General features: G+C 62.8%; 22 protein-coding genes. 14 read left to right on the top strand and 8 right to left on the bottom strand.

The window, feature by feature from the left end:
- Window positions 1-115 precede the first annotated feature (115 nt).
- Both LPA36_RS16495 and LPA36_RS16490 read left to right on the top strand, forming a co-directional pair.
- Window positions 116-670 carry a ComEA family DNA-binding protein gene (locus tag LPA36_RS16495; protein WP_228878615.1) on the top strand — a complete coding sequence of 185 codons (555 nt, stop codon included), beginning with the start codon at window positions 116-118 and terminating at the stop codon, window positions 668-670.
- A gap of 128 nt (window positions 671-798) precedes the next feature.
- On the top strand, window positions 799-1233 hold the full coding sequence (locus tag LPA36_RS16490) for a YidB family protein (protein ID WP_228878608.1): 435 nt from the start codon (window positions 799-801) through the stop codon (window positions 1231-1233).
- Between the two features lie 120 nt (window positions 1234-1353).
- Here LPA36_RS16490 and clpB read toward each other — a convergent pair whose 3' ends face one another.
- Together clpB and LPA36_RS16480 are read right to left on the bottom strand one after the other, a co-directional pair.
- The gene (clpB, locus tag LPA36_RS16485; protein WP_228878605.1) at window positions 1354-3951 is read right to left on the bottom strand and encodes an ATP-dependent chaperone ClpB; all 2598 of its coding nucleotides are present in this window, start codon (window positions 3949-3951) and stop codon (window positions 1354-1356) included.
- Window positions 3952-4070: 119 nt separating this feature from the next.
- On the bottom strand, window positions 4071-4580 hold the full coding sequence (locus LPA36_RS16480; RefSeq protein WP_228878603.1) for an RrF2 family transcriptional regulator: 510 nt from the start codon (window positions 4578-4580) through the stop codon (window positions 4071-4073).
- A 280-nt stretch (window positions 4581-4860) separates the two neighbouring features.
- Between LPA36_RS16480 and LPA36_RS16475 the strand changes: the two genes are divergently transcribed.
- Window positions 4861-5400, top strand: coding sequence for a group III truncated hemoglobin (locus LPA36_RS16475; RefSeq protein ID WP_228878602.1), 540 nt, complete (start codon window positions 4861-4863; stop codon window positions 5398-5400).
- A gap of 63 nt (window positions 5401-5463) precedes the next feature.
- On the opposite strand, the gene moaE is transcribed toward LPA36_RS16475, so the two are convergent.
- From moaE to LPA36_RS16445, 6 genes are all read right to left on the bottom strand, one after another.
- Window positions 5464-5934 (bottom strand): molybdopterin synthase catalytic subunit MoaE, encoded by a 471-nt coding sequence (gene moaE, locus LPA36_RS16470; protein WP_228878600.1) that lies wholly within the window; start codon window positions 5932-5934, stop codon window positions 5464-5466.
- A 10-nt stretch (window positions 5935-5944) separates the two neighbouring features.
- On the bottom strand, window positions 5945-6202 hold the full coding sequence (gene moaD, locus LPA36_RS16465) for a molybdopterin converting factor subunit 1 (RefSeq protein ID WP_228878599.1): 258 nt from the start codon (window positions 6200-6202) through the stop codon (window positions 5945-5947).
- Between the two features lie 30 nt (window positions 6203-6232).
- On the bottom strand, window positions 6233-7513 hold the full coding sequence (locus LPA36_RS16460; protein WP_228878597.1) for a molybdopterin molybdotransferase MoeA: 1281 nt from the start codon (window positions 7511-7513) through the stop codon (window positions 6233-6235).
- 201 nt (window positions 7514-7714) lie between these two features.
- Window positions 7715-9166 carry a threonine synthase gene (thrC, locus tag LPA36_RS16455; protein WP_228878595.1) on the bottom strand — a complete coding sequence of 484 codons (1452 nt, stop codon included), beginning with the start codon at window positions 9164-9166 and terminating at the stop codon, window positions 7715-7717.
- A gap of 8 nt (window positions 9167-9174) precedes the next feature.
- Window positions 9175-10506: a homoserine dehydrogenase gene (locus LPA36_RS16450; protein ID WP_228878591.1), complete on the bottom strand. Its 1332-nt coding sequence runs from the start codon at window positions 10504-10506 to the stop codon at window positions 9175-9177.
- 71 nt (window positions 10507-10577) lie between these two features.
- Window positions 10578-11825: a pyridoxal phosphate-dependent aminotransferase gene (locus tag LPA36_RS16445; RefSeq protein WP_324250944.1), complete on the bottom strand. Its 1248-nt coding sequence runs from the start codon at window positions 11823-11825 to the stop codon at window positions 10578-10580.
- 542 nt (window positions 11826-12367) lie between these two features.
- Here LPA36_RS16445 and LPA36_RS16440 point away from each other — a divergent pair.
- From LPA36_RS16440 to LPA36_RS16390, 11 genes are all read left to right on the top strand, one after another.
- On the top strand, window positions 12368-12742 hold the full coding sequence (locus tag LPA36_RS16440; RefSeq protein ID WP_228878586.1) for an Mth938-like domain-containing protein: 375 nt from the start codon (window positions 12368-12370) through the stop codon (window positions 12740-12742).
- 189 nt (window positions 12743-12931) lie between these two features.
- A complete protein-coding gene (locus LPA36_RS16435; RefSeq protein ID WP_228878583.1) occupies window positions 12932-14629 on the top strand; it encodes a glycosyltransferase family 39 protein in 1698 nt (565 codons plus the stop codon).
- A 34-nt stretch (window positions 14630-14663) separates the two neighbouring features.
- Window positions 14664-15035 carry an SMR family transporter gene (locus LPA36_RS16430; protein WP_228878581.1) on the top strand — a complete coding sequence of 124 codons (372 nt, stop codon included), beginning with the start codon at window positions 14664-14666 and terminating at the stop codon, window positions 15033-15035.
- Between the two features lie 92 nt (window positions 15036-15127).
- Window positions 15128-16279 carry a DegT/DnrJ/EryC1/StrS family aminotransferase gene (locus LPA36_RS16425; protein ID WP_228878580.1) on the top strand — a complete coding sequence of 384 codons (1152 nt, stop codon included), beginning with the start codon at window positions 15128-15130 and terminating at the stop codon, window positions 16277-16279.
- Between the two features lie 6 nt (window positions 16280-16285).
- Complete coding sequence (locus LPA36_RS16420) at window positions 16286-17338, top strand: glycosyltransferase (RefSeq protein WP_228878577.1); 1053 nt, start codon at window positions 16286-16288, stop codon at window positions 17336-17338.
- Window positions 17335-18273, top strand: coding sequence for a formyltransferase (locus LPA36_RS16415; protein WP_228878575.1), 939 nt, complete (start codon window positions 17335-17337; stop codon window positions 18271-18273). The genes LPA36_RS16420 and LPA36_RS16415 overlap by 4 nt, the downstream gene beginning before the upstream one ends.
- Window positions 18270-19316 carry a bifunctional UDP-4-keto-pentose/UDP-xylose synthase gene (locus LPA36_RS16410; protein WP_228878572.1) on the top strand — a complete coding sequence of 349 codons (1047 nt, stop codon included), beginning with the start codon at window positions 18270-18272 and terminating at the stop codon, window positions 19314-19316. The genes LPA36_RS16415 and LPA36_RS16410 overlap by 4 nt, the downstream gene beginning before the upstream one ends.
- An 18-nt stretch (window positions 19317-19334) precedes the next feature.
- A complete protein-coding gene (locus tag LPA36_RS16405) occupies window positions 19335-20231 on the top strand; it encodes a polysaccharide deacetylase family protein (RefSeq protein ID WP_228878570.1) in 897 nt (298 codons plus the stop codon).
- A 143-nt stretch (window positions 20232-20374) separates the two neighbouring features.
- The gene (locus LPA36_RS16400) at window positions 20375-20836 is read left to right on the top strand and encodes a peroxiredoxin (RefSeq protein ID WP_228878567.1); all 462 of its coding nucleotides are present in this window, start codon (window positions 20375-20377) and stop codon (window positions 20834-20836) included.
- A 21-nt stretch (window positions 20837-20857) separates the two neighbouring features.
- Window positions 20858-21106: a hypothetical protein gene (locus tag LPA36_RS16395; protein ID WP_228878564.1), complete on the top strand. Its 249-nt coding sequence runs from the start codon at window positions 20858-20860 to the stop codon at window positions 21104-21106.
- Between the two features lie 101 nt (window positions 21107-21207).
- On the top strand, window positions 21208-23037 hold the full coding sequence (locus LPA36_RS16390) for a PhoH family protein (RefSeq protein WP_228878561.1): 1830 nt from the start codon (window positions 21208-21210) through the stop codon (window positions 23035-23037).
- Window positions 23038-23210: the final 173 nt, after the last annotated feature.

Genomic DNA, 23210 nt, shown 5'->3' with positions numbered 1-23210 from the left:
CGGGCGCTTTTCATTAAAAGGGCGCGCAATCTATCCTATGCTGGAAGGCAGCGCCTGCTGACTGGATGCGTCGTCCGTTCCCGGCTACTTTTTTGCCCTCAATGGAGTGCCTGCCATGCTGAAGAAGCTGTTAATGCTCTGCGTTGCGCTTGTCCTGTCTTTTTCCGCCAGTTTCGCGGCGGCCGTCGAAGTCAATACAGCCGATCAGGCCGCGCTCGAATCGGTCAAGGGCATTGGTCCGGCCCATGCGAAAGCGATCATCGATGAGCGGACCAAAAACGGCCCGTTCAAGGACGCCGACGATCTCGCGACACGCGTGAAGGGAATCGGCACCAAGTCGGTGGTGAATCTCGAAGCAGCGGGTTTGACGATCAACGGTTCGACGGCGGCACCGAGTGGTGCGAAGGCTGCCACGTCCACCGCATCGAAACCCGCGAGCAAGCCGGCAACGCCCGCAGCCACGACGACGATGGCGCCCGCGAGCGTACCTGAAGCGGCATCTTCAACCAAAAAGTCGAAAAAGAGCAAGGCAGACGCGACGGCTTCGGCACCGGCTACTACGGCAGCCGCGGCGGCACCGGCCAGTGCACCGGCGGACGCATCGGACGCGAAAGCATCGAAGAAAAAATCGAAGAAGGCCAAGGCTGCATCGGCAGCATCGGGCGCCTGACGTTCGACATCTGACGATCCCGCGGGCCGCGTGGTCCGTGTGATCTGCACCCTCCCCGCCGCGCCCCCGCGCGGCGTATTTCACCCGCTGGCGCATGTGTGTCGCGCCGGCACTCCAGAGAGACAGCCATGAGCCTACTCGACAGCATCGGTTCCCTGCTCGGCAAATCGCCCGAAGGCGGCGGACAGCAGGCATTGATCGCCACCGCACTCGAATTCGTGAACAACCAGCCGGGCGGCCTGAACGGCCTGATCCAGCAGTTCAGGGAAAAAGGCGCCGGCGACATCATCAGTTCGTGGGTCAGCAACGGCGAGAATCAGGCGATTTCGCCGGACACGCTGCACAACGTGCTCGGTTCGGACACCGTGACGAATCTCGCAGCGAAGGCAGGCGTCGCGCCCGACCAGGTTAGCGGCCTGCTCTCGCAGATCCTGCCGCACGTGGTGAACGCCGCGACGCCTGAAGGCGAAGTGCCGGCCGAAGGCAAGCTCAACGCCACGACCGTGCTCGGCGCGCTCGGCGGTCTTGCTTCGTTCCTCGGCAAGGATGACAAGACGGCTTGATAGACGCGCGACCGCGCTGTCGTAAAGTCGAAAAAAAGGGCAGCGAGAAAACTCGCTGCCCTTTTTACATGACCGCGTTTATCGCGGGCGACGACGCAACTCGCCGCCCGCTTGCCTCACTCAATGCACGACGCGCTCGAAAACCAGCGTGCCGTTGTCCACCTCGACCGGTATCACATCCTTCGGACCGAACCTGCCAGCCAGAATCAGCTTCGCGACCGGATTCTCGATCTCCTGCTGGATCGCGCGCTTCAGCGGCCGTGCGCCAAAGAGCGGATCGTAGCCAACCTTGCCGATGTGCTCCAGTGCGCCTTCGGACACGACGAGCTGCATGTCGAGCTTCGCGAGCCGTTCGTGCAGACGTTGCAACTGGATCCGCGCAATCGACTGGATGTTCGAGCGATCCAGCGCATGGAACACGACGACATCGTCGATCCGGTTCAGGAACTCGGGCCGGAAGTGCAGTTTCACTTCTTCCCAGACGGCATCCTTCACCGCGTCCTGCGGTTCGCCGACCATCGACTGGATCACCTGCGACCCAAGGTTCGACGTCATCACGATCACCGTATTCTTGAAGTCGACGGTGCGTCCCTGGCCATCCGTCATACGACCATCGTCCAGCACCTGCAGCAGCACGTTGAATACGTCCGGGTGCGCCTTCTCGATTTCGTCGAGCAGGATCACGCTGTACGGCTTGCGACGTACCGCTTCAGTCAGATAACCGCCCTCTTCGTAACCGACGTATCCCGGCGGCGCACCGATCAGACGCGCGACGCTGTGCTTTTCCATGAATTCGCTCATGTCGATACGGATCAGATGATCTTCCGAATCGAACAGGAACGAAGCCAGCGCCTTGCACAGTTCCGTCTTGCCGACGCCCGTCGGTCCAAGGAACAGGAACGAACCATACGGCCGGTTCGGATCGGCGAGACCCGCGCGCGAACGACGGATCGCATCGGCCACCGAGCCGATCGCCTCGTCCTGACCGACCACGCGTTCATGCAGTTTCTCTTCGATCTGCAACAGTTTTTCGCGCTCGCCCTGCATCATCCGCGAGACCGGAATACCGGTTGAACGCGATACGACTTCCGCGATTTCCTCGGCACCCACCTGCGTGCGCAACAGACGCGGACGCGTCGGATTGTTCTGCTCCTGCGCCTCGGCCTGCGTGACCTGCTTCAATTGCGCTTCGAGCTGCGGCAACGTGCCGTACTGCAGTTCGGCCACCTTTTCGAGCTTGCCGAGACGTTGCAGACGCACGATTTCCGCACGCGTTTTCTCGATGTCTTCCTTCAGTTGCGCGCTGCCCTGCACCGCCGCTTTTTCGGCCGTCCAGATTTCTTCGAGATCCGAATATTCGCGGTCGAGCCGCTCGATTTCTTCTTCGATCAGCTGCAGACGTTTTTGCGACGCTTCGTCCTTTTCCTTCTTGACGGCTTCACGTTCGATCTTCAGCTGGATCAGCCGACGATCGAGCCGGTCCATCTCTTCCGGCTTCGAATCGATTTCCATCTTGATCTTCGAAGCCGCTTCGTCGATCAGGTCGATTGCCTTGTCCGGCAGAAAACGGTCCGTGATGTAGCGATGCGACAGCTCGGCCGCGGCGACGATCGCCGGGTCGGTGATGTCGACGCCGTGATGCAACTCGTACTTTTCCTGCAGACCGCGCAGGATCGCGATCGTCGCTTCCACCGACGGCTCGTCCACGAGCACCTTCTGGAACCGGCGTTCGAGCGCCGCGTCCTTTTCGATGTACTTGCGGTATTCGTCGAGCGTGGTCGCGCCGACGCAATGCAGTTCGCCGCGCGAGAGCGCCGGCTTCAGCATGTTGCCCGCGTCCATCGCGCCTTCGGCCTTGCCCGCGCCAACCATCGTATGGATTTCGTCGATGAAGACGATGGTTTGCCCTTCGTCTTTCGCGATATCGTTGAGCACGGCTTTCAGGCGTTCTTCGAACTCGCCGCGATACTTCGCACCGGCGAGCAGCGCCGCCATGTCGAGCGACAGTACGCGCTTGCCCTTCAGCGTCTCCGGCACCTCACCGTTGACAATGCGCTGCGCGAGGCCTTCGACGATCGCCGTCTTGCCCACGCCCGGCTCGCCGATCAGCACCGGATTGTTCTTCGTACGACGTTGCAGGATCTGGATCGAACGACGGATTTCGTCGTCGCGGCCGATCACGGGATCGAGCTTGCCAGCGCGGGCGCGCTCGGTCAGATCGACCGTGTATTTCTTCAGCGCTTCGCGCTGGCTCTCGGCGTCCTGGTTGTGCACCTGCGAGCCGCCACGCACCGCGACGATCGCCGTTTCCAGCGACTTGCGCGACAGGCCGTGCTGGCGCGCGAGCCGGCCTGCCTCGCCTTTGTCGTCGGCGATGGCGAGCAGGAACATCTCGCTTGCGATGAACGTGTCGTTGAGCTTTTGCGCTTCCTTGTCGGCCTGGTTGAGCAGGCCAGTCAGTTCGCGGCCGATCTGCACGTTGCCGTCGGTGCCCTGCACCTGCGGCAGGCGCGTGATCGCGTCGTTCAACGCTGTTTGCAGCGGCTGCACGTGCACGCCTGCACGCGATAGCAGCGAGCGGGCCGAGCCATCCTGCTGCGCGACGAGCGCGGCAAGAACGTGGACGGGTTCTATGTATTGATTGTCGTGACCGACAGCCAGGCTTTGCGCATCCGCCAACGCTTCCTGGAATTTGGTGGTGAGTTTGTCGATTCTCATCAAGAGACCTCCAATTTCGAATATCACCAAAATGAGGCGTTTTGTGCGGGTTTCAAGCGCCTGATCGCATTCGAGTGGCGTTTTTTGTCAAATCAGCCAACAAACCGCCGAAGCCCGTTTTAGCGTCGGCCGGACGAGGCGGTGCGAACCGGCGCGATCGGGACAATCTGCCCGATCCGGAGCAGCGCGGCAAGGGGCTCGGCCGGCTGAGCCAGATCGCGGATCGTATGCCTGTCGAGTTCGGCAAAAAACGCTGCGCGGGCGGCTTCGAGCGCGCGCTTCAATCCGCATTGTGACTGAATGACGCAGGACTGCCGCTGGCCGGGCTCACCGCGCTCGCCGCGCTGCGTGGCGAGGCAGCCGACAAGCGCAAAGTCGTTTTCCGTTGCGCGCACGATTTCGCCGACCGTCAACGATTCCGAGCGTTCGGAAAGCCGCAGGCCGCCGTTACGTCCACGGATCGTCTCGACCCAGCCGAGCTCGCCGAGCCGCTGGACCACCTTCATCAGATGATTCTTGGAGATTCCGTAGGCGTCTGAAATATCCTGGATCGTCGCCAGCCCTTCCCGCCGGACTGCGAGGTACAGCATCACGCGCACGGAGTAATCGGTATAGTCGGTTAATCTCATGACAGGGTCGTCGCGATGAGCGGCAAGAGCGGTCCGCCGCGCCGGTCCGGAACGAGCGGACCGAATGCAGACCGCGTCGGCGCAAGGGTTGTCGATCCCCTATGTACGCAATAACATGCCGACCGGATGCGACTATCTAGCGTGCCTGCCAGTGTTTTCGGCGCTGTTCGTTGTGTGAGGCGCTGGTTGCGGCTACACGCAGCAGTGAGATGGCGCTGTCCCGATGTGTTTTACAGCGTGCCCGCTTCGGGGGCGCTCACTTTTTCACCGTGGTCACCGAATGAATCCGACTTTTCCGCCTCAACCCGTCGTCGCGCGCGAGTCCGAACCGACCGAAGACAACATCCGCGCGCTCGTCTACGCGTTCTACGACCGTGTCCAGGCTGACCCGATGCTGGGGCCTGTGTTCGAGCAGAAGCTGGCAGGACGCTGGGACGAGCATCTGCCGAAGATGTGCACGTTCTGGTCGAGCATCGCGCTTGGCCAGAAGGGATATCGCGGCAACGTGCAGCAGGCTCACCAGCCGTTGCTGGGGATCGAGCCGCAGCATTTCAGCCGGTGGCTGTACCTGTTTCTGGATACGGTGGAATCGCGCTACGCGCCCGCGGCTGCCGTACGCTTCATGGAGCCTGCGCTCCGTATCGCGCAGAGCCTGCAACTGTCGAAATTTGGCTGGGACTATACGATTCCGGAGGAACAGCAGGCGCTGCTGGAGCAACTCGCGCCGCGCCGCCGCAAAGACGGCGACACGCCCGATGCGCCACCTGCACGCGACGAGCCGTTCCCGACGAAGATCATCGGCCGGTCAACGAAGGATTGAGCGCGCGCTCAGACGGAGAAGCCGGACGGCGTAACGCCCTCAAGGCGGGCACGCGTCGACCCGCTACGTCGCGTTACCCGAGTCCAGACCCCATCGTGCCAGCGCGGTGTCATCCGCGACGCGCGCATCGACCCAGCGCTCGCCGTGTTCTGTCTTTTCCTTCTTCCAGAACGGCGCCTGCGTCTTCAGGTAATCCATTACGAATTCGCACGAAGCGAACGCTTCGCCGCGATGCGCGGCGGTGGTCGCAACCAGCACGATCTGGTCGAGCGGATAGAGCTTGCCGACCCGATGCACAATCAGAACCTCGATGCCTGGCCAGCGCTCACGCGCCGCCACGACAATCGCTTCCAGCGCCTTTTCCGTCATGCCCGGATAGTGTTCGAGCTCCATCGTCTCGACGGTGCTCCCGTCGTTCAGATCGCGCACCGTGCCGACGAAGCACGCCACCGCGCCGACCTTCGGATTCAGGGCGCGCAACGCGGCGACTTCGGTAGTCAGGTCAAAATCTTCGGTCTGGACGCGAACAGTCATTGAGGTTTCCTCAGCCGCCCGTGACCGGCGGAAAAAACGCGACTTCGCAGCCTTCGGTGACGCGCGTGCCGGCATCGGTCATGATGTGGTTGCAGGCCATCCGCAACGCACGGCCTTCGGCGAGTACCTCTGCCCACGCGCCGCCGCGTACGCGCAACCAGGCGCGCACGTCGCCCAGTGTCGCGATACCGTCGGGGAGGGTCACGGATTCGTCGGCGATCCCTACTGCCTCACGCACACTCGCAAAATATTTCAGCTGGATCTTCATGTCGGGTCCCGGGCGCGGCGCGTGACGGCGTCAGCCCAGCAATTCGGAAAATGGAATGAACCGCACAGTCTCGCCGGCGGTAATGGCGTGGTTCGGCGGATTGTCGATGAGCCCGTCGCCCCACACGGTCGAGGTCAGCACCGCTGAACTCTGGTTCGGAAACAGTTCGAGTCCACCCGCCGGATTGATGCGCGCGCGCAGGAATTCATTGCGACGATCTGCCTTTGACTGCGAAAAATCGGCGCGCAGCGATAACGCGCGCGGCGAGACCGTGCGTACGCCAGCAACTCTCAGGATGAACGGTCTGACGAACAGCAGAAACGTGACGAAAGCGGAAACCGGATTGCCGGGCAAACCGATGAAATACGTTTCGTTCAACTCCGACCCGGCGGCATCGGCGACAGCACCCGTGCTGGCCGCGCGCCGCACCGCGCCAAACGCGAGCGGTTTGCCGGGCTTCATCGCGATCTGCCACATCGACAGATGCCCTTCGGCCTCGACCGCGGGTTTCACGTGGTCCTCCTCGCCCACCGATACGCCGCCGCACGTCAGGATCAGATCATGCGCCCGCGAGGCCTCGCGCAGCGTGGCACGGGTCGCATCGAGCCTGTCGGGCACGATGCCGTAATCTGTCACGTCGCAGCCGAGGTTTTCCAGCAGGCCGCGCAGCGTAAAGCGGTTCGAGTTGTAGATCGCGCCGGGTTTGAGCGGCTCGCCCGGCATTGTCAGTTCGTCTCCGGTGAAGAAAACCGCGACCTTGACGCGCCGCGCCACCGTCAGAGAAGCGCTCCCCACCGATGCGGCGAGACCCAGCGCCTGCGGTGTCAAACGCGTGCCAGCGGGCAGGATCACCGAGCCGCTGCGGATATCCGCGCCCTGCTGCGTGATCCACTCGCCGGCTTTCGGCGTGTGCAGGATCGAGACATCATTGCCGTCGGCTTCGGCCTGCTCCTGCATGACAATGGCGTCCGCGCCCGGCGGCACTGTTGCGCCCGTGAAAATGCGCGCCGCCGTGCCGCCCGCGAGCGGCTGCGGCGCATGGCCCGCCGGGATGCGCTGCGACACAGGCAGCCGGCGATCGCCCTGCGCAAGGTCGGCCACGCGCACCGCGTAGCCATCCATCGAACTGGTGTTCATGGGCGGCACGTCGAGCGAAGAGACGACGTCGGCGGCGAGCACGCGGTTCAACGCGTCCAGCGTGGGCAACGTTTCGCTACCCTCGACCGCACGGGCCGCGCCAAGCAGCGTGACGAGCGCCTCGGCAGTCGAAAGCATCGGCGCACGGGGCGCGGGAGAAGTGGGCGTGGACATCGATTGGGCGAGCGCGCAGGACCTAAAAGAATATTGTAGCGGGCGCCGGACTTCGAGGGGCGGGCAAGCCTGCATGTCGGCCATCCGGCCAGGGCACGAGACAGCAAAACGGCCATGACGCCAGCCTCGCATCTCATCGCATCGCGAGGCCCGTCATGGCCGCTCACCTGTCCTGCCGCGCATGTGTCTGCGCGGGCCGCCTTAAGCGTCCGTATGCGTCGCGACGAACTCCTTCACCCGCTTCGCGTCGGCCGGCAGCACTTCGAAGCGCTGCGGCAGCGCTTCGATACCCGAAAACGCGGCCGGCCGCTCCGGTTCGCGCTGCAGCGCTTCGCGGATCGTTTCGCCGAACTTGATCGGTTGCGCCGTTTCCAGCACGATCATCGGGATACCGGGTTGCAGGTGCTCGCGCGCGACCTTCAGGCCATCGGCGGTATGCGTATCGATCATTGTGTCGTAACGTTCGAACACGTCGCGGATCGCATCGACGCGGTCCGCGTGGCTGCTGCGCCCCGAGACGAAACCGAACTCCGCGACGCGCGCGAAATCGCCGCTCGCCGCCAGATCGAAGCCGCCCTTTTCCTCGACGTCGCGGAACAGCTGCAGCACACGCTCCGGATCGCGCCCCAGCAGATCGAACACGAAACGTTCGAAGTTCGATGCCTTCGAGATATCCATGCTCGGGCTGCTCGTGTGATAGGTCTCGGCGGCCTTGCGCACGCGATAAATACCGGTGCGGAAGAATTCGTCAAGCACGTCGTTCTCGTTCGTCGCGACCACGAGCCTTTCGATCGGCAGACCCATCATGCGCGCGATGTGACCCGCGCAGACGTTGCCGAAATTGCCTGACGGCACCGTGAACGACACGCGCTCGTCGTTGGATTTCGTCGCTGCAAAATAGCCCTTGAAGTAGTACACGACCTGCGCCACGACGCGCGCCCAGTTGATCGAATTGACCGTGCCGATCCGGTGTTGAGCCTTGAATGCGTGATCGTTCGAGACGGCTTTCACGATGTCCTGGCAGTCGTCGAACACGCCTTCGACCGCCAGATTGAAAATGTTCGGATCCTGCAGGCTGTACATCTGCGCCGTCTGGAACGCGCTCATCTTTCTGTGCGGCGAAAGCATGAACACACGAATGCCCTTCTTGCCACGCATCGCGTATTCGGCGGCGCTGCCGGTATCGCCCGAGGTCGCGCCGAGAATGTTCAGCGTCTCGCTGTGCTTGTCGAGCGCGTATTCGAACAGGTTGCCGATCAGCTGCATCGCCATGTCCTTGAACGCGAGCGTCGGACCATTCGACAATTCCAGCAGCGACAGCGGCGCGCCGTTTTCGATCCCCAGCGTTTTTAACGGCGTGATCTGCGCGGCGCTTTCGTCATCGCGCACGTTGCAGTAGGTTTCCGCAGTGTAGGTGCGGCGCGTGAGCGCGCGCAGGTCTTCCGCGGGAATGTCGTCGCTGAATTTCGACAGGATCTCGAACGCGAGATCCGCGTACGGCAGCGTGCGCCAGCGGGCCAGTTCGTCAGCCGAAACGCGCGGGTATTCGGCAGGCAGATACAGGCCGCCGTCCTTCGCGAGACCGCCAAGCAGGATGTCGGAGAAAGTGTGGCGCTCGCCGACACCGGCGCCGCGCGTAGAGATGTAGTTCATGTGTCTGCCTAGTTCAGCGCTTCCATGCGCAGCTTCGTCACCTGCGATACGACGGTCTTGAGGGCTTCAATCGTTTTGATAGCCGCGTTCACGTTCTTTTCGACCGTTTCGTGCGTGATCAGGATGATGTCGGTTTCGCCCTTGCCGTTCGCATCGACCTGCTCGGATTCCTTCTGCAGCAAGGCATCGATCGAGATGCCCCGGTCGGCCAGAATGCGCGTGATGTCGGCCAGTACGCCCGTCACGTCCGCCACCCGCAGACGCAGGTAGTAACCGCTCGTCACTTCGTCGATCGGCAGGATCGGCGTGCTCGACAGACTGTCCGGCTGGAACGCCAGATGCGGCACGCGATGCTCCGGGTCAGCCGTATGCAGGCGCGTCACGTCGACGAGATCGGCCACCACCGCGGATGCCGTCGGCTCCGCGCCGGCGCCCTTGCCGTAGTACAGCGTCGAGCCCACCGCGTCGCCATGCACGACAACCGCGTTCATTGCGCCTTCCACGTTCGCCAACAGGCGTTTTTCCGGGATCAGCGTGGGATGCACGCGCAGTTCGATGCCATTGTCTGTGCGGCGCGAGATGCCGAGCAGCTTGATCCGGTAACCGAGTTCCTCGGCGTATTTGATGTCGATCGCGTCGAGCTTGCTGATGCCTTCGACGTATGCCTTGTCGAACTGCACTGGCACGCCGAACGCGATCGCGCTCATGATCGTGGCCTTGTGCGCGGCGTCGACGCCCTCGATGTCGAACGTGGGGTCGGCTTCCGCATAGCCGAGATCCTGCGCGGCCTTGAGCGCCGTGGCGAAATCGAGGCCGCGGTCGCGCATTTCCGACAGGATGTAGTTCGTCGTGCCGTTGATGATGCCGGCGATGTACTGAATGCGGTTCGCCGTCAGCCCTTCGCGCAGCGCCTTGATGATCGGAATGCCACCGGCGACGGCTGCTTCGAACGACACCATCACGCCATTCGCGCGCGCCGCCTCGAAAATCTCCGTGCCGTGTACCGCGAGCAGCGCCTTGTTGGCCGTGACCACGTGCTTGCGGTTGCGGATGGCGCGCAGCACGAGCTCACGTGCAATCGACGTGCCACCAATCATTTCCGCGACGATGTCGATCGACGGATCGTCGACTACCGAGCCGAAGTCGTCCGTGACCTGCACGGAACCGGCTGCGTCGCCGAGCGCGGCAGTGGCCTTCGCCGGGTTGCGCACGGCAATGCGCGTGATTTCAATACCGCGGCCCGCGCGACGTTTGATTTCTTCCTGATTGCGGCGCAGTACGGTGAAGGTGCCGCTGCCTACCGTGCCGAAGCCCAGCAGTCCAACTTTGATCGGTTCCATGCAGCGTGTGTTTTCGAGTAAGAGATTAAGGGGACAGTATTGCCGGCGACGATGGCATTGAACATCTGGCCTTACGACATATGCCGTTTGCGGTAACCGTCGAGAAAACGTGCGATACGGTTGATCGAATCCGCCAGATCGTCGACGTTCGGCAGGAACACGACGCGGAAATGGTCCGGCGCGTTCCAGTTGAAACCGGTGCCCTGCACGAGCAGCACGCGCTCCGCAAGCAGCAGGTCGAGAATGAACTGCTGGTCGTTCTGGATCGGGTACATCTTCGGGTCGAGACGCGGGAACATGTACAACGCGGCCTGCGGTTTCACACAGGTTACGCCAGGAATCGACGTCAGCATGTCATAGGCGAGTTCGCGCTGCTTGTAGAGGCGCCCGCTCGGCACGATCAGGTCGTTGATGCTCTGGTAGCCGCCGAGCGCCGTCTGGATTGCGTATTGACCCGGCACGTTCGGACACAGCCGCATCGAGGCGAGAATGCCGAGCCCTTCGATATAGTCTTTGGAGCGGCGGCGGTTTTCGCCCGTCAGGCCCGAAATGAACATCCAGCCGGCGCGGTAACCGCACGAACGGTAGCTTTTCGACAGGCTGTTGAACGTAACCGTCAGCACGTCCTCCGACAATGCGCCGATTGCCGTGTGCGTCTTGCCGTCATAAACGATCTTGTCGTAGACCTCGTCGGCGAAAATCACGAGGCCGTGTTCGCGCGCGATCTGGATCAGTTCCAGCAGCAGTTCGTCGGAATACAGCGCGCCCGTCGGGTTGTTCGGGTTGATCACGACCAGCGCACGGGTGTTCGGCGTGATTTTCGCGCGGATGTCGTCCGGGTCGGGCATCCAGGCATTGGATTCGTCGCAGATGTAATGCACCGGCGTGCCGCCCGAAAGGCTTACGCCAGCTGTCCACAGCGGGTAATCCGGCGCGGGCAGCAGCACTTCGTCGCCGTCGTTCAGGAGACCCTGAAGCGCCATTACGATCAGTTCGGACGCGCCGTTACCGATGAAGATGTCGTCGAGCTCGACGCCCTGCACGTTCTTCTGCTGTGCGTAGTGCATGATCGCCTTGCGCGCGGCGAACACGCCCTTCGAGTCAGAATAGCCCGACGAGCCGGGCAGGTTCCGGATCATGTCCTGGATGATTTCGTCCGGCGCGTCGAAACCGAACGGCGCGAGGTTGCCGATGTTCAGCTTGATGATGCGATGGCCTTCGTCTTCGAGGCGCTTCGCGTGTTCGAGAACGGGCCCGCGGATGTCGTAGCAGACATTCAACAGCTTGTTGGATTTCAGAATCGGTTTCACGGCGGGCACAAGGTCCTGTAAATCGGCCGGCTGCTCCGGCGAGGCCGGTCAGCCGGTGGAATCAGCCATCTGGTCGGCCATCCACGTCCAGCCTGGTGAGTCAGCCAGAAGAACAGGCCACATCAGTCGGCCAGACGGGTCGGTCTGGATATTTCAGCCGGGGTGAACCGGCCTGGGAAAGCCTGAAGACGGGAAGCCGGACCCGGGCGGGCCGGTCATGCGCGGGGTGTGCGGACCTGTCTGATCGCGCCCGGCCGCCGTCTGGCGGCGCAACTCCGGCGCTGCTTGTGACGACGCGGAAGTCAGGTGGGCGCCGCCGGGCGGCTAAAAAGTTATAATTTAGCGGATTTTAGCCGGGTTCCGCAATGCACCAACCGCGTCGGCGGGGCTTTTCGGCTATTTCGTGTCAATTTGCGCGAAACCTTTACAATGCGCGCCGGTCCGACCGGCACACGCGCCGTCGCCCGTGGCGACGGCCGCGGGCGCACAGGCTTCAGGCAGGATCACGCAGCATCTGACACCACGCTAAACGACGACCCCGGATCACGAATTTGAAACTACATCAGGATTCCAGCGGCGCCCTCAACACGGTTACCGGTTACGGGCCCGACTACGTCGAAATCAACCTCGTGCGCCATCAGGGCAGCATTCTCGTGCTGCCGGAGGCGCCTGTCATTCCCTGGCCCGTCGCCTCGTTCGAAGCGCTCGCCGCCGAACATTTCGAACTTCTGATTGCGCCTGCGCCGGAAGTCGTCATTTTCGGCAGCGGCGAGCGCCTGCGTTTTCCGCATCCGCGCCTGACGGCGGCCCTCGCGAAGCATCACATCGGTGTCGAAACGATGGATTTCAAGGCCGCCTGCCGGACCTACAACATCCTGATGGCCGAGGGCCGCAAGGTCGCGGCCGCATTGCTGATCGAGAGCTAGCCGGCACGGCGCATCGACGGCCGTGTCACGCCGGTAACGTACACTGCGCGGCATTCGTCACAGCGGCAGACGTGGCGGGCGTTCGCGCGGTGCCCTTTATGCCCGTGCGAACACGGCGCGCGTCCAGCGCCACAGCATCCAGATCTCACCATGCCGCGTGTGCGGCACTGACAAACAGGCTGATTCCACATGAACGATACGCCTTCACGGCTACCGCTCAACCGTACCGCGATCCTGCTCCTGATCGTCGCGCTCGCGCTCATCTGGTTCGTGCCGCTCGGCTGGCGCCATCTGCTGCCGAGCGACGAAGGCCGGTACGCCGAAATGGCACGCGAAATGTTCGTGACCGGCGACTGGATCACGCCGCGCTACAACGGCTACAAGTATTTCGAAAAACCGCCGCTGCAAACCTGGCTCAACGCGCTCACGTTCGCGTGGTTTGGCATCGGAGAATGGCAGGCGCGCCTCTATACGGCGCTGACCGGCTTCGCGGGCGTGCTGCTCGTGGGTTATACCGGCGCGCGCGTTTTCAACGCCGCGACGGGCGTTTTCGCCGCGATCGTGCTCGCGAGCGCGCCGTACTGGAACCTGATGGGCCACTTCAACACGCTCGACATGGGCCTGTCGTTCTGGATGGAAGTCACGCTGTGTTCGCTGCTCCTTGCGCAGCGCCCCAACCTGCCCGCCAATCACGTGCGGCTGTGGATGTGGCTGTGCTGGGGTTCGATGGCGCTCGCCGTGCTGTCGAAGGGCCTGATCGGCGTGATCCTGCCGGGCGCGGCGCTCGTGCTCTATACGCTCATCGCGCGCGACTGGGCAATCTGGAAGCGTCTGTATCTCGTGAGCGGCCTGATCGTGTTCTTCGTGATCGCGACGCCATGGTTCGTGCTTGTGCAGCAGCGCAACCCGGAATTCCTGAATTTCTTCTTCATCGTCCAGCAGTTCCAGCGTTATCTGACGCCCGAACAGAACCGCCCCGGCCCGTTCTACTATTTCGCGGCCGTGATGCTGGTCGGCTTCCTGCCGTGGCTGTCGGTCAGCGTCCAGAGCATCCGGCACGCGCTGCGCGTGCCGCGCCAGCCGAACGGCTTTTCGCCGCCGATGATGCTGATCGTCTGGTCGGCGTTCATTTTCCTGTTTTTCAGCGCATCGCATTCGAAGCTGATCTCGTACACGTTGCCCATCGCGCCCGCGCTTGCGCTCCTGATCGGCATGTACCTGCCGCTTCTCAAACGCGATGAGTTCCGTCGCCATCTGGCCGGCTACGCAGTGTTTTTCGTCGTTGCGGCGTTTGGCGCGATCTTCCTCGGCCGCGCCGGCGACGCGCGTAATCCGAACGAGCTGTACCGGGCGTTCCAGGTCTGGGTATACGTGGCGCTCGGCGTCGCCTTCGCGCTCACGATCGTCGCGCTGTGGATCAACCGCCGCAGCCCTGGCAGTATCGTCGGCGCGACGGTCGCTTTCGCCGCCGGCTGGGTGCTCCTTGGCACAATCGCCGGCACCGGACACGACGTGTTCGGCCGCCTGAGCTCCGGTGCGCCGCTCGCGCCGACCGTGCGCGCCGCCATGGCGAAGCTGCCACCCGACGCGCCGTTCTACGCGGTCGGCGTGCTCGACCATACGATGCCGTTCTACATCGGCCACACGATGATCATGGTCGAAAACCCGGACGAACTGCGCTTCGGCGTCACCGTCGAGCCGCAAAAATGGGTGCCGACCGTCGCCGAATGGATCCAGCGCTGGAACGCCGAGCCCTGCGGGCTGGCCCTGATGACGACGCAGCGCTTTAACGACCTGACGGCGCAGCACGTGCCGATGCAGGTTATTGCGCACGATTCGCGCCGCGTGATTGTCGAAAAACCCGGCGTGGAAAAACCGCAACAGTGACCCCACATATCAACCACGGGACCGCTTTTCGCAGATGAACCCTATTTCCCTTTTCTGTATCCTCGCGGGCGTTTCGCTGAACGCAGGCGCCCAGCTGCTGCTGAAGGCAGGCACGAATGCCGTTGGACACTTTGAATTCACCCGTGCGAACATCATTCCTGTCGCCTGGCGACTGGCGACGCAGCCACCCATCATCGGCGGCCTCGCCTGTTACGTGATCAGCGTCGCGGTCTGGGTGGTCGGGCTGTCGCGGGTGGACGTATCGATCGCCTATCCGATGCTCTCGCTCGGGTACGTCGTCAACGCGTTCGCAGCCTGGTATCTGTTCGGCGAAATCATGTCGGTCCAGAAGATGGTCGGCATCGGCATCATTCTCGTTGGCGTTGTCGTGCTGGCGCGAAGCTAGCCGGAACGGCACGGCGCCCATGACGCAAAAGGCTGGCCACGATCCAGCCGCCAAAGCGCGAAACTGCACACCTTTTATAGAGCACTGCATTCATGACCGAGTCATCCGTCCCGTTTTTACCGTTTGTCCGTCCGGAAATCGATGAAGAGACGATTCAGGGCGTCGCCGACGTGCTGCGCTCCGGCTGGATCACGACCGGGCCGCAGAACCAGCAGTTCGAGGCGGCGCTGTCGGCATTCTGCGGCGGGCGCCCGGTCCGTACGTTCAATTCCGGCACGGCGACGCTCGAAATCGGCCTGCGCATCGCGGGCGTGAAGGCAGGCGACGAAGTCATCACGACGCCCGCGTCATGGGTCTCGACGAGCAACGTGATCCTCGAAACGGGCGCGACGCCCGTTTTCGCCGATATCGACCCGACAACGCGCAATATCGACCTCGATCTGCTCGAAAAAGCGATTACGCCGCGCACGAAGGCGATCATTCCGGTGTATCTGTCCGGTCTGCCGGTCAACATGGACCGCCTGTACGACATCGCCCGCGCGCACAAACTGCGCGTGATCGAAGATGCGGCGCAGGCGTTCGGTTCGACCTGGAACGGCGAGCGCATCGGCAAGCTCGGCGATATCGTGTCGTTCAGCTTCCACGCGAACAAGAACCTGACGTCGATCGAAGGCGGCGCGCTCGTGCTCAACAACGAGGACGAAGCGATCCTCGCGCAGAAATACCGCCTGCAGGGCATCACACGAACCGGCTTCGACGGCATGGACTGCGACGTGCTGGGTGGAAAATACAATCTGACGGACGTCGCGGCGCGCGTCGGTCTGGGCCAGTTGCCGCACATCGAACGGTTTACCGCACAGCGCAAAAAACTCGCACGGGCGTATTTCGCCGGCTTCGAAGGTGGCGCGGGAGTCGGGCTCGGCGTGGGCCTGCCGCTTGCGGACTTCGAAAACAGCAACTGGCACATGTTCCAGATCACGCTGCCGCTGGAAAAGCTGTCGCTCGACCGCGCAGGCTTCATGGCGCAACTGAAGGAGCGCGGGATCGGCTCGGGCGTGCATTACCCGGCGATTCACCTGTTTTCGCTGTATCGCGCGCTCGGCTTCAAGGAAGGCATGTTCCCGCACGCGGAGCGCTTCGGCGCGACCACGGTCACGCTGCCGCTCTTCACGCAGATGAGCGAAGACGACGTGACGCGTGTGTGCCGCGCGGTCAATGAAATTTGCGAACAATACGGAAAATAAGCGGAAATGAGTCAAACGGAACATCACTCCGTCGTGCCGGAAGTCTCGATCATCATTCCGGTGTACAACGAGGAACAGGGCCTCGCGGCCCTATTCGAACGTCTGTATCCGGCGCTCGACGTGCTGGGCACGACCTATGAAGTGATCTTCATCAACGACGGTAGCCGCGACAAATCCGCCGCCATCCTCGCCGGACAGTTTCGCGCCCGGCCGGACGTGACGCGCGTAATCCTGCTGAACGGCAACTTCGGCCAGCACATGGCGATTCTCGCCGGCTTCGAGCAGTCGCGCGGCGAGATCGTGCTCACGCTCGACGCCGACCTGCAGAATCCGCCCGAGGAAATTGCCAAACTCGTCTCGAAGATGCGCGAAGGGTACGACTACGTCGGTTCGATCCGCACGCAGCGGCAGGACAGCCTGTTCCGGCGCAAGGCGTCGCGCGCGATGAACCGTCTGCGCGAGCGCATCACGCGCATCAAGATGACCGACCAGGGCTGCATGCTGCGCGCCTACAGCCGTCAGGTAATCGACACGATCAACCGGTGCGGCGAGATCAATACGTTCATCCCGGCGCTCGCATATACGTTCGCGCAGAACCCGGTGGAAATCGAGGTCGCGCACGAAGAGCGTTTCGCGGGCGAATCGAAGTATTCGCTGTACAGCCTGATCCGGCTGAACTTCGATCTCGTGACCGGGTTCTCGGTCGTACCGCTGCAATGGCTGTCGTTCATTGGCGTGATCCTGTCGTTCGGATCCGCAGCGCTCTTCGTGCTGCTGCTGATTCGCCGCTTCATCATCGGGGCGGAAGTTCAGGGTGTGTTCACGCTGTTCGCCATTACGTTCTTCCTGCTCGGCGTGATCATTTTCGCGCTCGGCCTGCTCGGCGAATACATCGGACGCATCTATCAGCAGGTGCGCGCGCGGCCGCGCTATCTGGTACAGACGATCCTCGAACAGCGCGACGGCACGACCGTCACGCAGGCGCCACGTCAGACAGTCGTCCAGGGCGTGCAGAACCTGCAGAACGCGCCGCTCATCGACCAGGACCTGCAGCCATGAAGCCACGCGCGGTCGTTTTCGCGTATCACAACGTCGGCGTGCGCTGCCTGCAGGTGCTGCTCGCGCGCGGCGTCGACGTCGCGCTCGTCGTCACGCACGAAGACAGCCCGACCGAAAACATCTGGTTCGGCAGCGTCGCCTCCGTCGCAGCCGAACACGGCATTCCGGTCGTGACGCCGGCCGACCCGAAAAGCGCCGAACTGCGCGCCGCGGTGAGTGCCGCGCGCCCGGATTTCATTTTCTCGTTCTACTACCGGCACATGCTGCCGGTCGACCTGCTGGCGATGGCCGCCCGCGGCGCGTACAACATGCACGGTTCGCTGCTGCCGAAATACCGCGGTCGCGTGCCGACCAACTGGGCGGTGCTCAACGGCGAAACGGAAACCGGCGCGACACTGCACGAGATGGCCGCGAAGCCCGACGCCGGCGCGATCCTCGCGCAGACGCCCGTGCCGATCCTCCCCGACGACACCGCAGCACAGGTGTTCGACAAGACCACCGTCGCGGCCGAACAGACGCTCTGGCGCGTATTGCCGGCGCTCCTCGCCGGCGAGGCGCCGCATCTGCCGAACGATCTGGCGCGTGGCAGCTACTTCGGCGGACGCAAGCCGGAAGACGGCCGTATCGACTGGACGAAACCCGCGCAACAGGTCTACAACCTGATCCGCGCGGTCGCGCCGCCCTATCCCGGCGCGTTCACCGATATCGGCGATGAACGGTTTATCGTTGCGCGGGCGCGACTGACGCGTCCGGGCGCAATCCAGTCAGATTTGCCGCCGGGTCTGCACGTAAGCGATAATGCCGTTTTTGCGATATGCGGCGACGGCCGCGCGATCGCCATCCACGAATTGCGGCACCAGCGCGACGGACAGGAAACTGTCGTCACCCCCGCCGGGTTCGCCCAGCTCATTCATTCTTCCCGCCATCCTTCATGAAAAAAGTCCTGATTCTGGGTGTGAACGGCTTCATCGGCCATCACCTGTCCAAGCGCATTCTCGAAACGACCGACTGGGAAGTCTTCGGGATGGACATGCAGACCGAGCGCCTCGGCGACCTCGTCAACCACGAGCGGATGCACTTCTTCGAAGGCGACATCACGATCAACAAGGAGTGGGTCGAGTATCACGTGAAGAAATGCGACGTGATCCTGCCGCTCGTTGCAATCGCGACGCCGGCCACGTACGTCAAGCAGCCACTACGCGTGTTCGAGCTGGATTTCGAGGCGAACCTGCCGATCGTGCGTTCGGCCGTCAAGTACGGCAAGCACCTCGTGTTTCCGTCGACGTCGGAAGTCTATGGCATGTGTTCGGACGAGCAGTTCGATCCAGATGAGTCCGCCCTCACCTACGGCCCGATCAACAAGCCGCGCTGGATCTACGCGTGCTCGAAGCAGCTGATGGACCGCGTGATCTGGGGTTACGGCATGGAAGGCCTGAACTTCACGCTGTTCCGTCCGTTCAACTGGATCGGCCCCGGCCTCGACTCGATCTACACGCCGAAGGAAGGCAGCTCGCGTGTGGTCACGCAGTTCCTCGGGCACATCGTGCGCGGCGAGAACATCAGCCTCGTCGACGGCGGTGCGCAAAAGCGCGCGTTTACCGACATCGACGACGGCATCGACGCGCTGATGAAAATCATCGACAACAAGAACGGCGTCGCAACGGGCAAGATCTACAACATCGGCAATCCGGTGAACAACTTCTCGGTGCGCGAACTTGCGCACAAGATGCTCGCGCTCGCCGCCGAGTTCCCGGAATACGCGGACATGGCGAAGAAGGTGCAGCTGGTCGAGACGTCGTCGGGTGCGTACTACGGCGCGGGCTATCAGGACGTGCAGAACCGCGTGCCGAAGATCGACAACACGATGCAGGAACTGGGCTGGAAGCCGGAATCCACGTTCGACGACGCGCTGCGCAAGATTTTCGAAGCGTATCGCGGGCATGTGGGCGAAGCCCGCGCACTGGTCGAGCAGCAGTAAACAAAAAAAGAGCCGACCTTGCCTCGTATTGTCCTGAAGATCGACGTCGACACGTTGCGCGGCACGCGTGAAGGCGTGCCGAATCTCGCGCGTATTTTCGACCGCTTCAAGGCGCGCGCGACGTTTCTTTTCAGCCTCGGGCCCGATCACACCGGCTGGGCGATGCGCCGTGTGCTGCGGCCGGGGTTTCTGAAGAAGGTATCGCGTACGTCGGTGGTCGAACATTACGGCGTGAAGCAGCTGATGTACGGCGTGCTGCTGCCGGGCCCCGACGTCGGCGCCCGTGCGGCGTCCGAAATGCGCGCGATCCACGAAGCCGGCTTCGAGTGCGGCATTCATACGTGGGATCACGTGTACTGGCAGGACAACGTCCGCGCCCGTTCGCGCGAATGGACCGCCGGCGAGATGGAGAAAAGCCACGCGCGCTTCATCGAAGTATTCGGTTCACCGCCCGTCACGCACGGCGCGGCGGGCTGGCAGATGAACGGCCACGCGTTCGAGCAGATCGACGCGTGGGGCATGCAGTATGCCTCCGACGGCCGGGGTCATTCGCCGTACTTCCCGGTCGTGGGCGGCCGACAGCTCTCGCATGTGCAGATGCCAACCACACTGCCAACACTCGACGAAGTGCTGGGCGTCGATGGCGTGGATACCGGCAACGTGGCGGCGTGGTATCTCAAGCTGACCGGGAATAACCCGCGGGACCATGTGTTCACCCTGCATGCGGAACTCGAGGGGCAGAAACTTGCGCCCGTGTTCGAACAGCTGCTCGACGGCTGGCGCGCGCAGGGCTACACGTTTGCGACGATGGGCGACTACCACGCCACGCTGGACCGCAGCACGTTGCCATCGTACCCTGTGACGTGGGGTGAAATTCCTGGCCGCTCCGGCGAACTGATCGTCCAGCCTGACTGATCCGCGTCACGCTCGCCGGCCACCATGCTGGCCAACCCGCGTACCGCGCCGGTTTGGCGATCCGCTTTTTCCCCGCTCGACGCTCAAGGCCCGGCACCGCCGTTTCACCGCGGCGCGCCGGCCAATAACAAACGGAGAACCTCGTGCCCATCGCAGTCGACCAACCCGTCCCCGACTTCACCGCTGCCGCGACCGGCGGCGATTTCACGCTGTCCAGTCTTCGGGGCAAGAAGGTGGTGCTGTATTTCTATCCGAAGGACAACACGCCGGGCTGCACGACCGAAGGCCTGCAGTTCCGCGACCTGTATCCGAAGTTCACGAAGGCCGGTGCGGAGATCGTCGGCGTGTCGCGCGACAGCGTGCGCTCCCATGACAACTTCAAGTCGAAGCTCGAACTGCCGTTTACTCTGGTATCGGATCCCGAAGAAACGCTGTGCCTGCTCTTCGGCGTCATGAAACTGAAGAAAATGTATGGCAAAGAGGTACGTGGCATCGAGCGTTCGACGTTCCTGATCGACGGCGATGGTGTGCTGCGTCACGAATGGCGTGGCGTCAAGGTACCAGGGCATGTCGACGAAATTCTGGAAACTGTACAAGGCCTTTGAGGCGCGTTATATTGGGCTGCAATGAGTGACTGTCCATCCCATTCTTTTCGCCGCTGCGCCGCCTTCGATGGCACCCTCGACGGCAACCTTGACGCCGGTTTCGATACCGCCGCCGTAGAGGAAGTGAGGCGCCACGCGACGACCGAAGTCGAGCCGCTTGCTCCGTTTGCCGGGGCGGCGGCTTTTTTATTTGCGCGAAGCCGCTCTTTCGTTCAGCAACGCGTTTTCCTCAAGGAGCTCATCGAAACTCAGGCGAACCGGCATTTCTAGACCAAAGCGCGTCTCCGGACGCAAACTGCGTGCGCAACCCGGGCACGGCAGGATGCGACAGGCGACGCACGATATGTGACCCGCTTTCTTCGAGGGAAACCATGCCTTTGCCTACCGCACCCAGCAAGCTCGGCAATCTCCTGCCGCCTGACGAATACAAGGCGAAAGCCACCCCGGCGGCAAAATCCGCCCGCAAACAGGCGCACGAAGCCGAGCCGGCGCAGACAGCCGCGCAACTCGCCGACTATGGCCGCGCCAATGTCGCGACGCCGATGTCGCATGCGGCCAACGCCGCCACGACGCTGCGCCCCGTCCCGGCAACGCCTGCCGCCGAAGCGCCCGCGCGCGGACGCCGGCAGAAACAGACCGCCGCGTTGCTGCAACCGGTGCCGGTCGCACGCACCGAGCCGGAAGCGCCCGCTGCACAGCCCGTCGTTGCCCGCGCGGGCAAGCAGGCGGACGCCGCTACACCCGCCGCAGCTGCGCCGGGCACGCGTGGCACGGCGAAAAGCCGTGGCCGCAAGACGGGCGAAATTGAAATCCGCAAGCTCTTCGTGCTGGACACGAATGTGCTGATGCACGATCCGAGCTGCCTGTTCCGGTTCGAGGAACACGACGTCTATCTGCCGATGATGACGTTGGAAGAACTCGACAACCACAAGAAAGGCATGTCGGAAGTCGCCCGTAACGCGCGCCAGGTGAGCCGCACGCTCGACGCGCTCGTCGCCAACGCTGGCGAGATGTCGGAAGGCATTTCGCTGTCGCGCCTTGGCAGCCGCGAGGCCGTCGGGCGTCTGTACTTCCAGACGAAACTCACGCACATCGAGCCGGTTGAAGGCCTTCCGCAAGGTAAGGCGGACAACCAGATCCTCGGTGTCGTGCGCGCGTTGCAGCGCGACCGCGAAGACCGCCAGGTCGTGCTGGTGTCGAAAGACATCAACATGCGGATCAAGGCGCACGCACTCGGGCTGCCCGCTGAAGATTACTTCAACGACCAGGTACTCGAAGACAGCGATCTGCTCTATTCAGGCATTCGCGCGCTGCCGCAGGACTTCTGGACGAAGCATGCGAAGGGCATGGAAAGCTGGCAGGACACGAAAACCGGCACGACGTATTACCGCGTCACGGGTCCGCTGTGTGCGTCGATGCTCGTCAACGAGTTTGTCTACCTCGAACCGCAGAACGGCGAGCCGGCGTTTCACGCGCTCGTGCGCGAACTGAACGGCAAGACGGCGCTGCTGCAGACGTTGCGCGACTACGGTCACCACAAGAACAACGTGTGGGGCATCACGGCGCGCAACCGCGAGCAGAACTTCGCGCTCAATCTGCTAATGAATCCGGAGATCGATTTCGTCACGCTGCTCGGTCAGGCCGGTACGGGCAAGACGCTCGTCGCGCTCGCGGCGGGCCTCGCGCAGGTGCTGGACGACAAGCGCTACAACGAGATCATCGTGACGCGCGCGACGGTGCCGGTCGGCGAAGACATCGGTTTCCTGCCAGGCACGGAAGAGGAAAAGATGCAGCCGTGGATGGGTGCGTTCGACGACAACCTCGAAGTGCTCCAGAAAACCGACGACGCCGCCGGCGAATGGGGGCGCGCCGCGACCCAGGAACTGATCCGTTCGCGCCTGAAGGTGAAGAGCATGAACTTCATGCGCGGCCGGACGTTCGTCGACAAGTATCTGATCATCGATGAAGCGCAGAATCTGACGCCGAAGCAGATGAAGACGCTTGTCACGCGGGCGGGTCCGGGCACGAAGATCATCTGTCTCGGGAACATCGCGCAGATCGATACGCCATACCTGACGGAAGGCAGTTCGGGACTGACGTACGTGGTTGACCGCTTCAAGGGCTGGGCGCACAGCGGGCACGTGACGCTGGCTCGCGGCGAACGCTCGCGACTGGCCGATTACGCATCCGAAATCCTGTAGCTCTTTTCAGTCTGTTTGTTCGGAAAGCCGCACCGGGACCAGTCCGGTGCGGCTTTTTTCATGCCTTCGCGGCTCACCATTCGTTTCGCGACAGCAACAGTTAGCGCGTAAACCTCAAGTGAAGTGTGAGGTTTTGTTGCCCGGCCCTCGCCAGACCGGCTACCATCGGCACA

Origin of the sequence: Paraburkholderia saeva, assembly GCF_907164555.1 — a bacterium.
Lineage (GTDB): Bacteria > Pseudomonadota > Gammaproteobacteria > Burkholderiales > Burkholderiaceae > Paraburkholderia > Paraburkholderia saeva.
The sequence above is the reverse complement of the archived record's forward strand: the minus strand, read 5'-3'. Positions and strand labels throughout refer to the sequence as shown.

Excerpts from the sequence above, each read along its gene's own strand:
- LPA36_RS16395 (WP_228878564.1), top strand. The coding sequence starts at position 20,858 with ATGAGTGACTGTCCATCCCATTCTTTTCGCCGCTGCGCCGCCTTCGAT.
- LPA36_RS16475 (WP_228878602.1), top strand. The coding sequence starts at position 4,861 with ATGAATCCGACTTTTCCGCCTCAACCCGTCGTCGCGCGCGAGTCCGAA.
- clpB (WP_228878605.1), bottom strand. The coding sequence starts at position 3,951 with ATGAGAATCGACAAACTCACCACCAAATTCCAGGAAGCGTTGGCGGAT.
- LPA36_RS16425 (WP_228878580.1), top strand. The coding sequence starts at position 15,128 with ATGACCGAGTCATCCGTCCCGTTTTTACCGTTTGTCCGTCCGGAAATC.
- moaE (WP_228878600.1), bottom strand. The coding sequence starts at position 5,934 with ATGACTGTTCGCGTCCAGACCGAAGATTTTGACCTGACTACCGAAGTC.
- LPA36_RS16390 (WP_228878561.1), top strand. The coding sequence starts at position 21,208 with ATGCCTTTGCCTACCGCACCCAGCAAGCTCGGCAATCTCCTGCCGCCT.
- LPA36_RS16430 (WP_228878581.1), top strand. The coding sequence starts at position 14,664 with ATGAACCCTATTTCCCTTTTCTGTATCCTCGCGGGCGTTTCGCTGAAC.
- LPA36_RS16460 (WP_228878597.1), bottom strand. The coding sequence starts at position 7,513 with ATGTCCACGCCCACTTCTCCCGCGCCCCGTGCGCCGATGCTTTCGACT.
- LPA36_RS16490 (WP_228878608.1), top strand. The coding sequence starts at position 799 with ATGAGCCTACTCGACAGCATCGGTTCCCTGCTCGGCAAATCGCCCGAA.
- LPA36_RS16415 (WP_228878575.1), top strand. The coding sequence starts at position 17,335 with ATGAAGCCACGCGCGGTCGTTTTCGCGTATCACAACGTCGGCGTGCGC.
- LPA36_RS16420 (WP_228878577.1), top strand. The coding sequence starts at position 16,286 with ATGAGTCAAACGGAACATCACTCCGTCGTGCCGGAAGTCTCGATCATC.
- LPA36_RS16450 (WP_228878591.1), bottom strand. The coding sequence starts at position 10,506 with ATGGAACCGATCAAAGTTGGACTGCTGGGCTTCGGCACGGTAGGCAGC.
- thrC (WP_228878595.1), bottom strand. The coding sequence starts at position 9,166 with ATGAACTACATCTCTACGCGCGGCGCCGGTGTCGGCGAGCGCCACACT.
- LPA36_RS16410 (WP_228878572.1), top strand. The coding sequence starts at position 18,270 with ATGAAAAAAGTCCTGATTCTGGGTGTGAACGGCTTCATCGGCCATCAC.
- LPA36_RS16480 (WP_228878603.1), bottom strand. The coding sequence starts at position 4,580 with ATGAGATTAACCGACTATACCGATTACTCCGTGCGCGTGATGCTGTAC.
- LPA36_RS16495 (WP_228878615.1), top strand. The coding sequence starts at position 116 with ATGCTGAAGAAGCTGTTAATGCTCTGCGTTGCGCTTGTCCTGTCTTTT.
- moaD (WP_228878599.1), bottom strand. The coding sequence starts at position 6,202 with ATGAAGATCCAGCTGAAATATTTTGCGAGTGTGCGTGAGGCAGTAGGG.
- LPA36_RS16435 (WP_228878583.1), top strand. The coding sequence starts at position 12,932 with ATGAACGATACGCCTTCACGGCTACCGCTCAACCGTACCGCGATCCTG.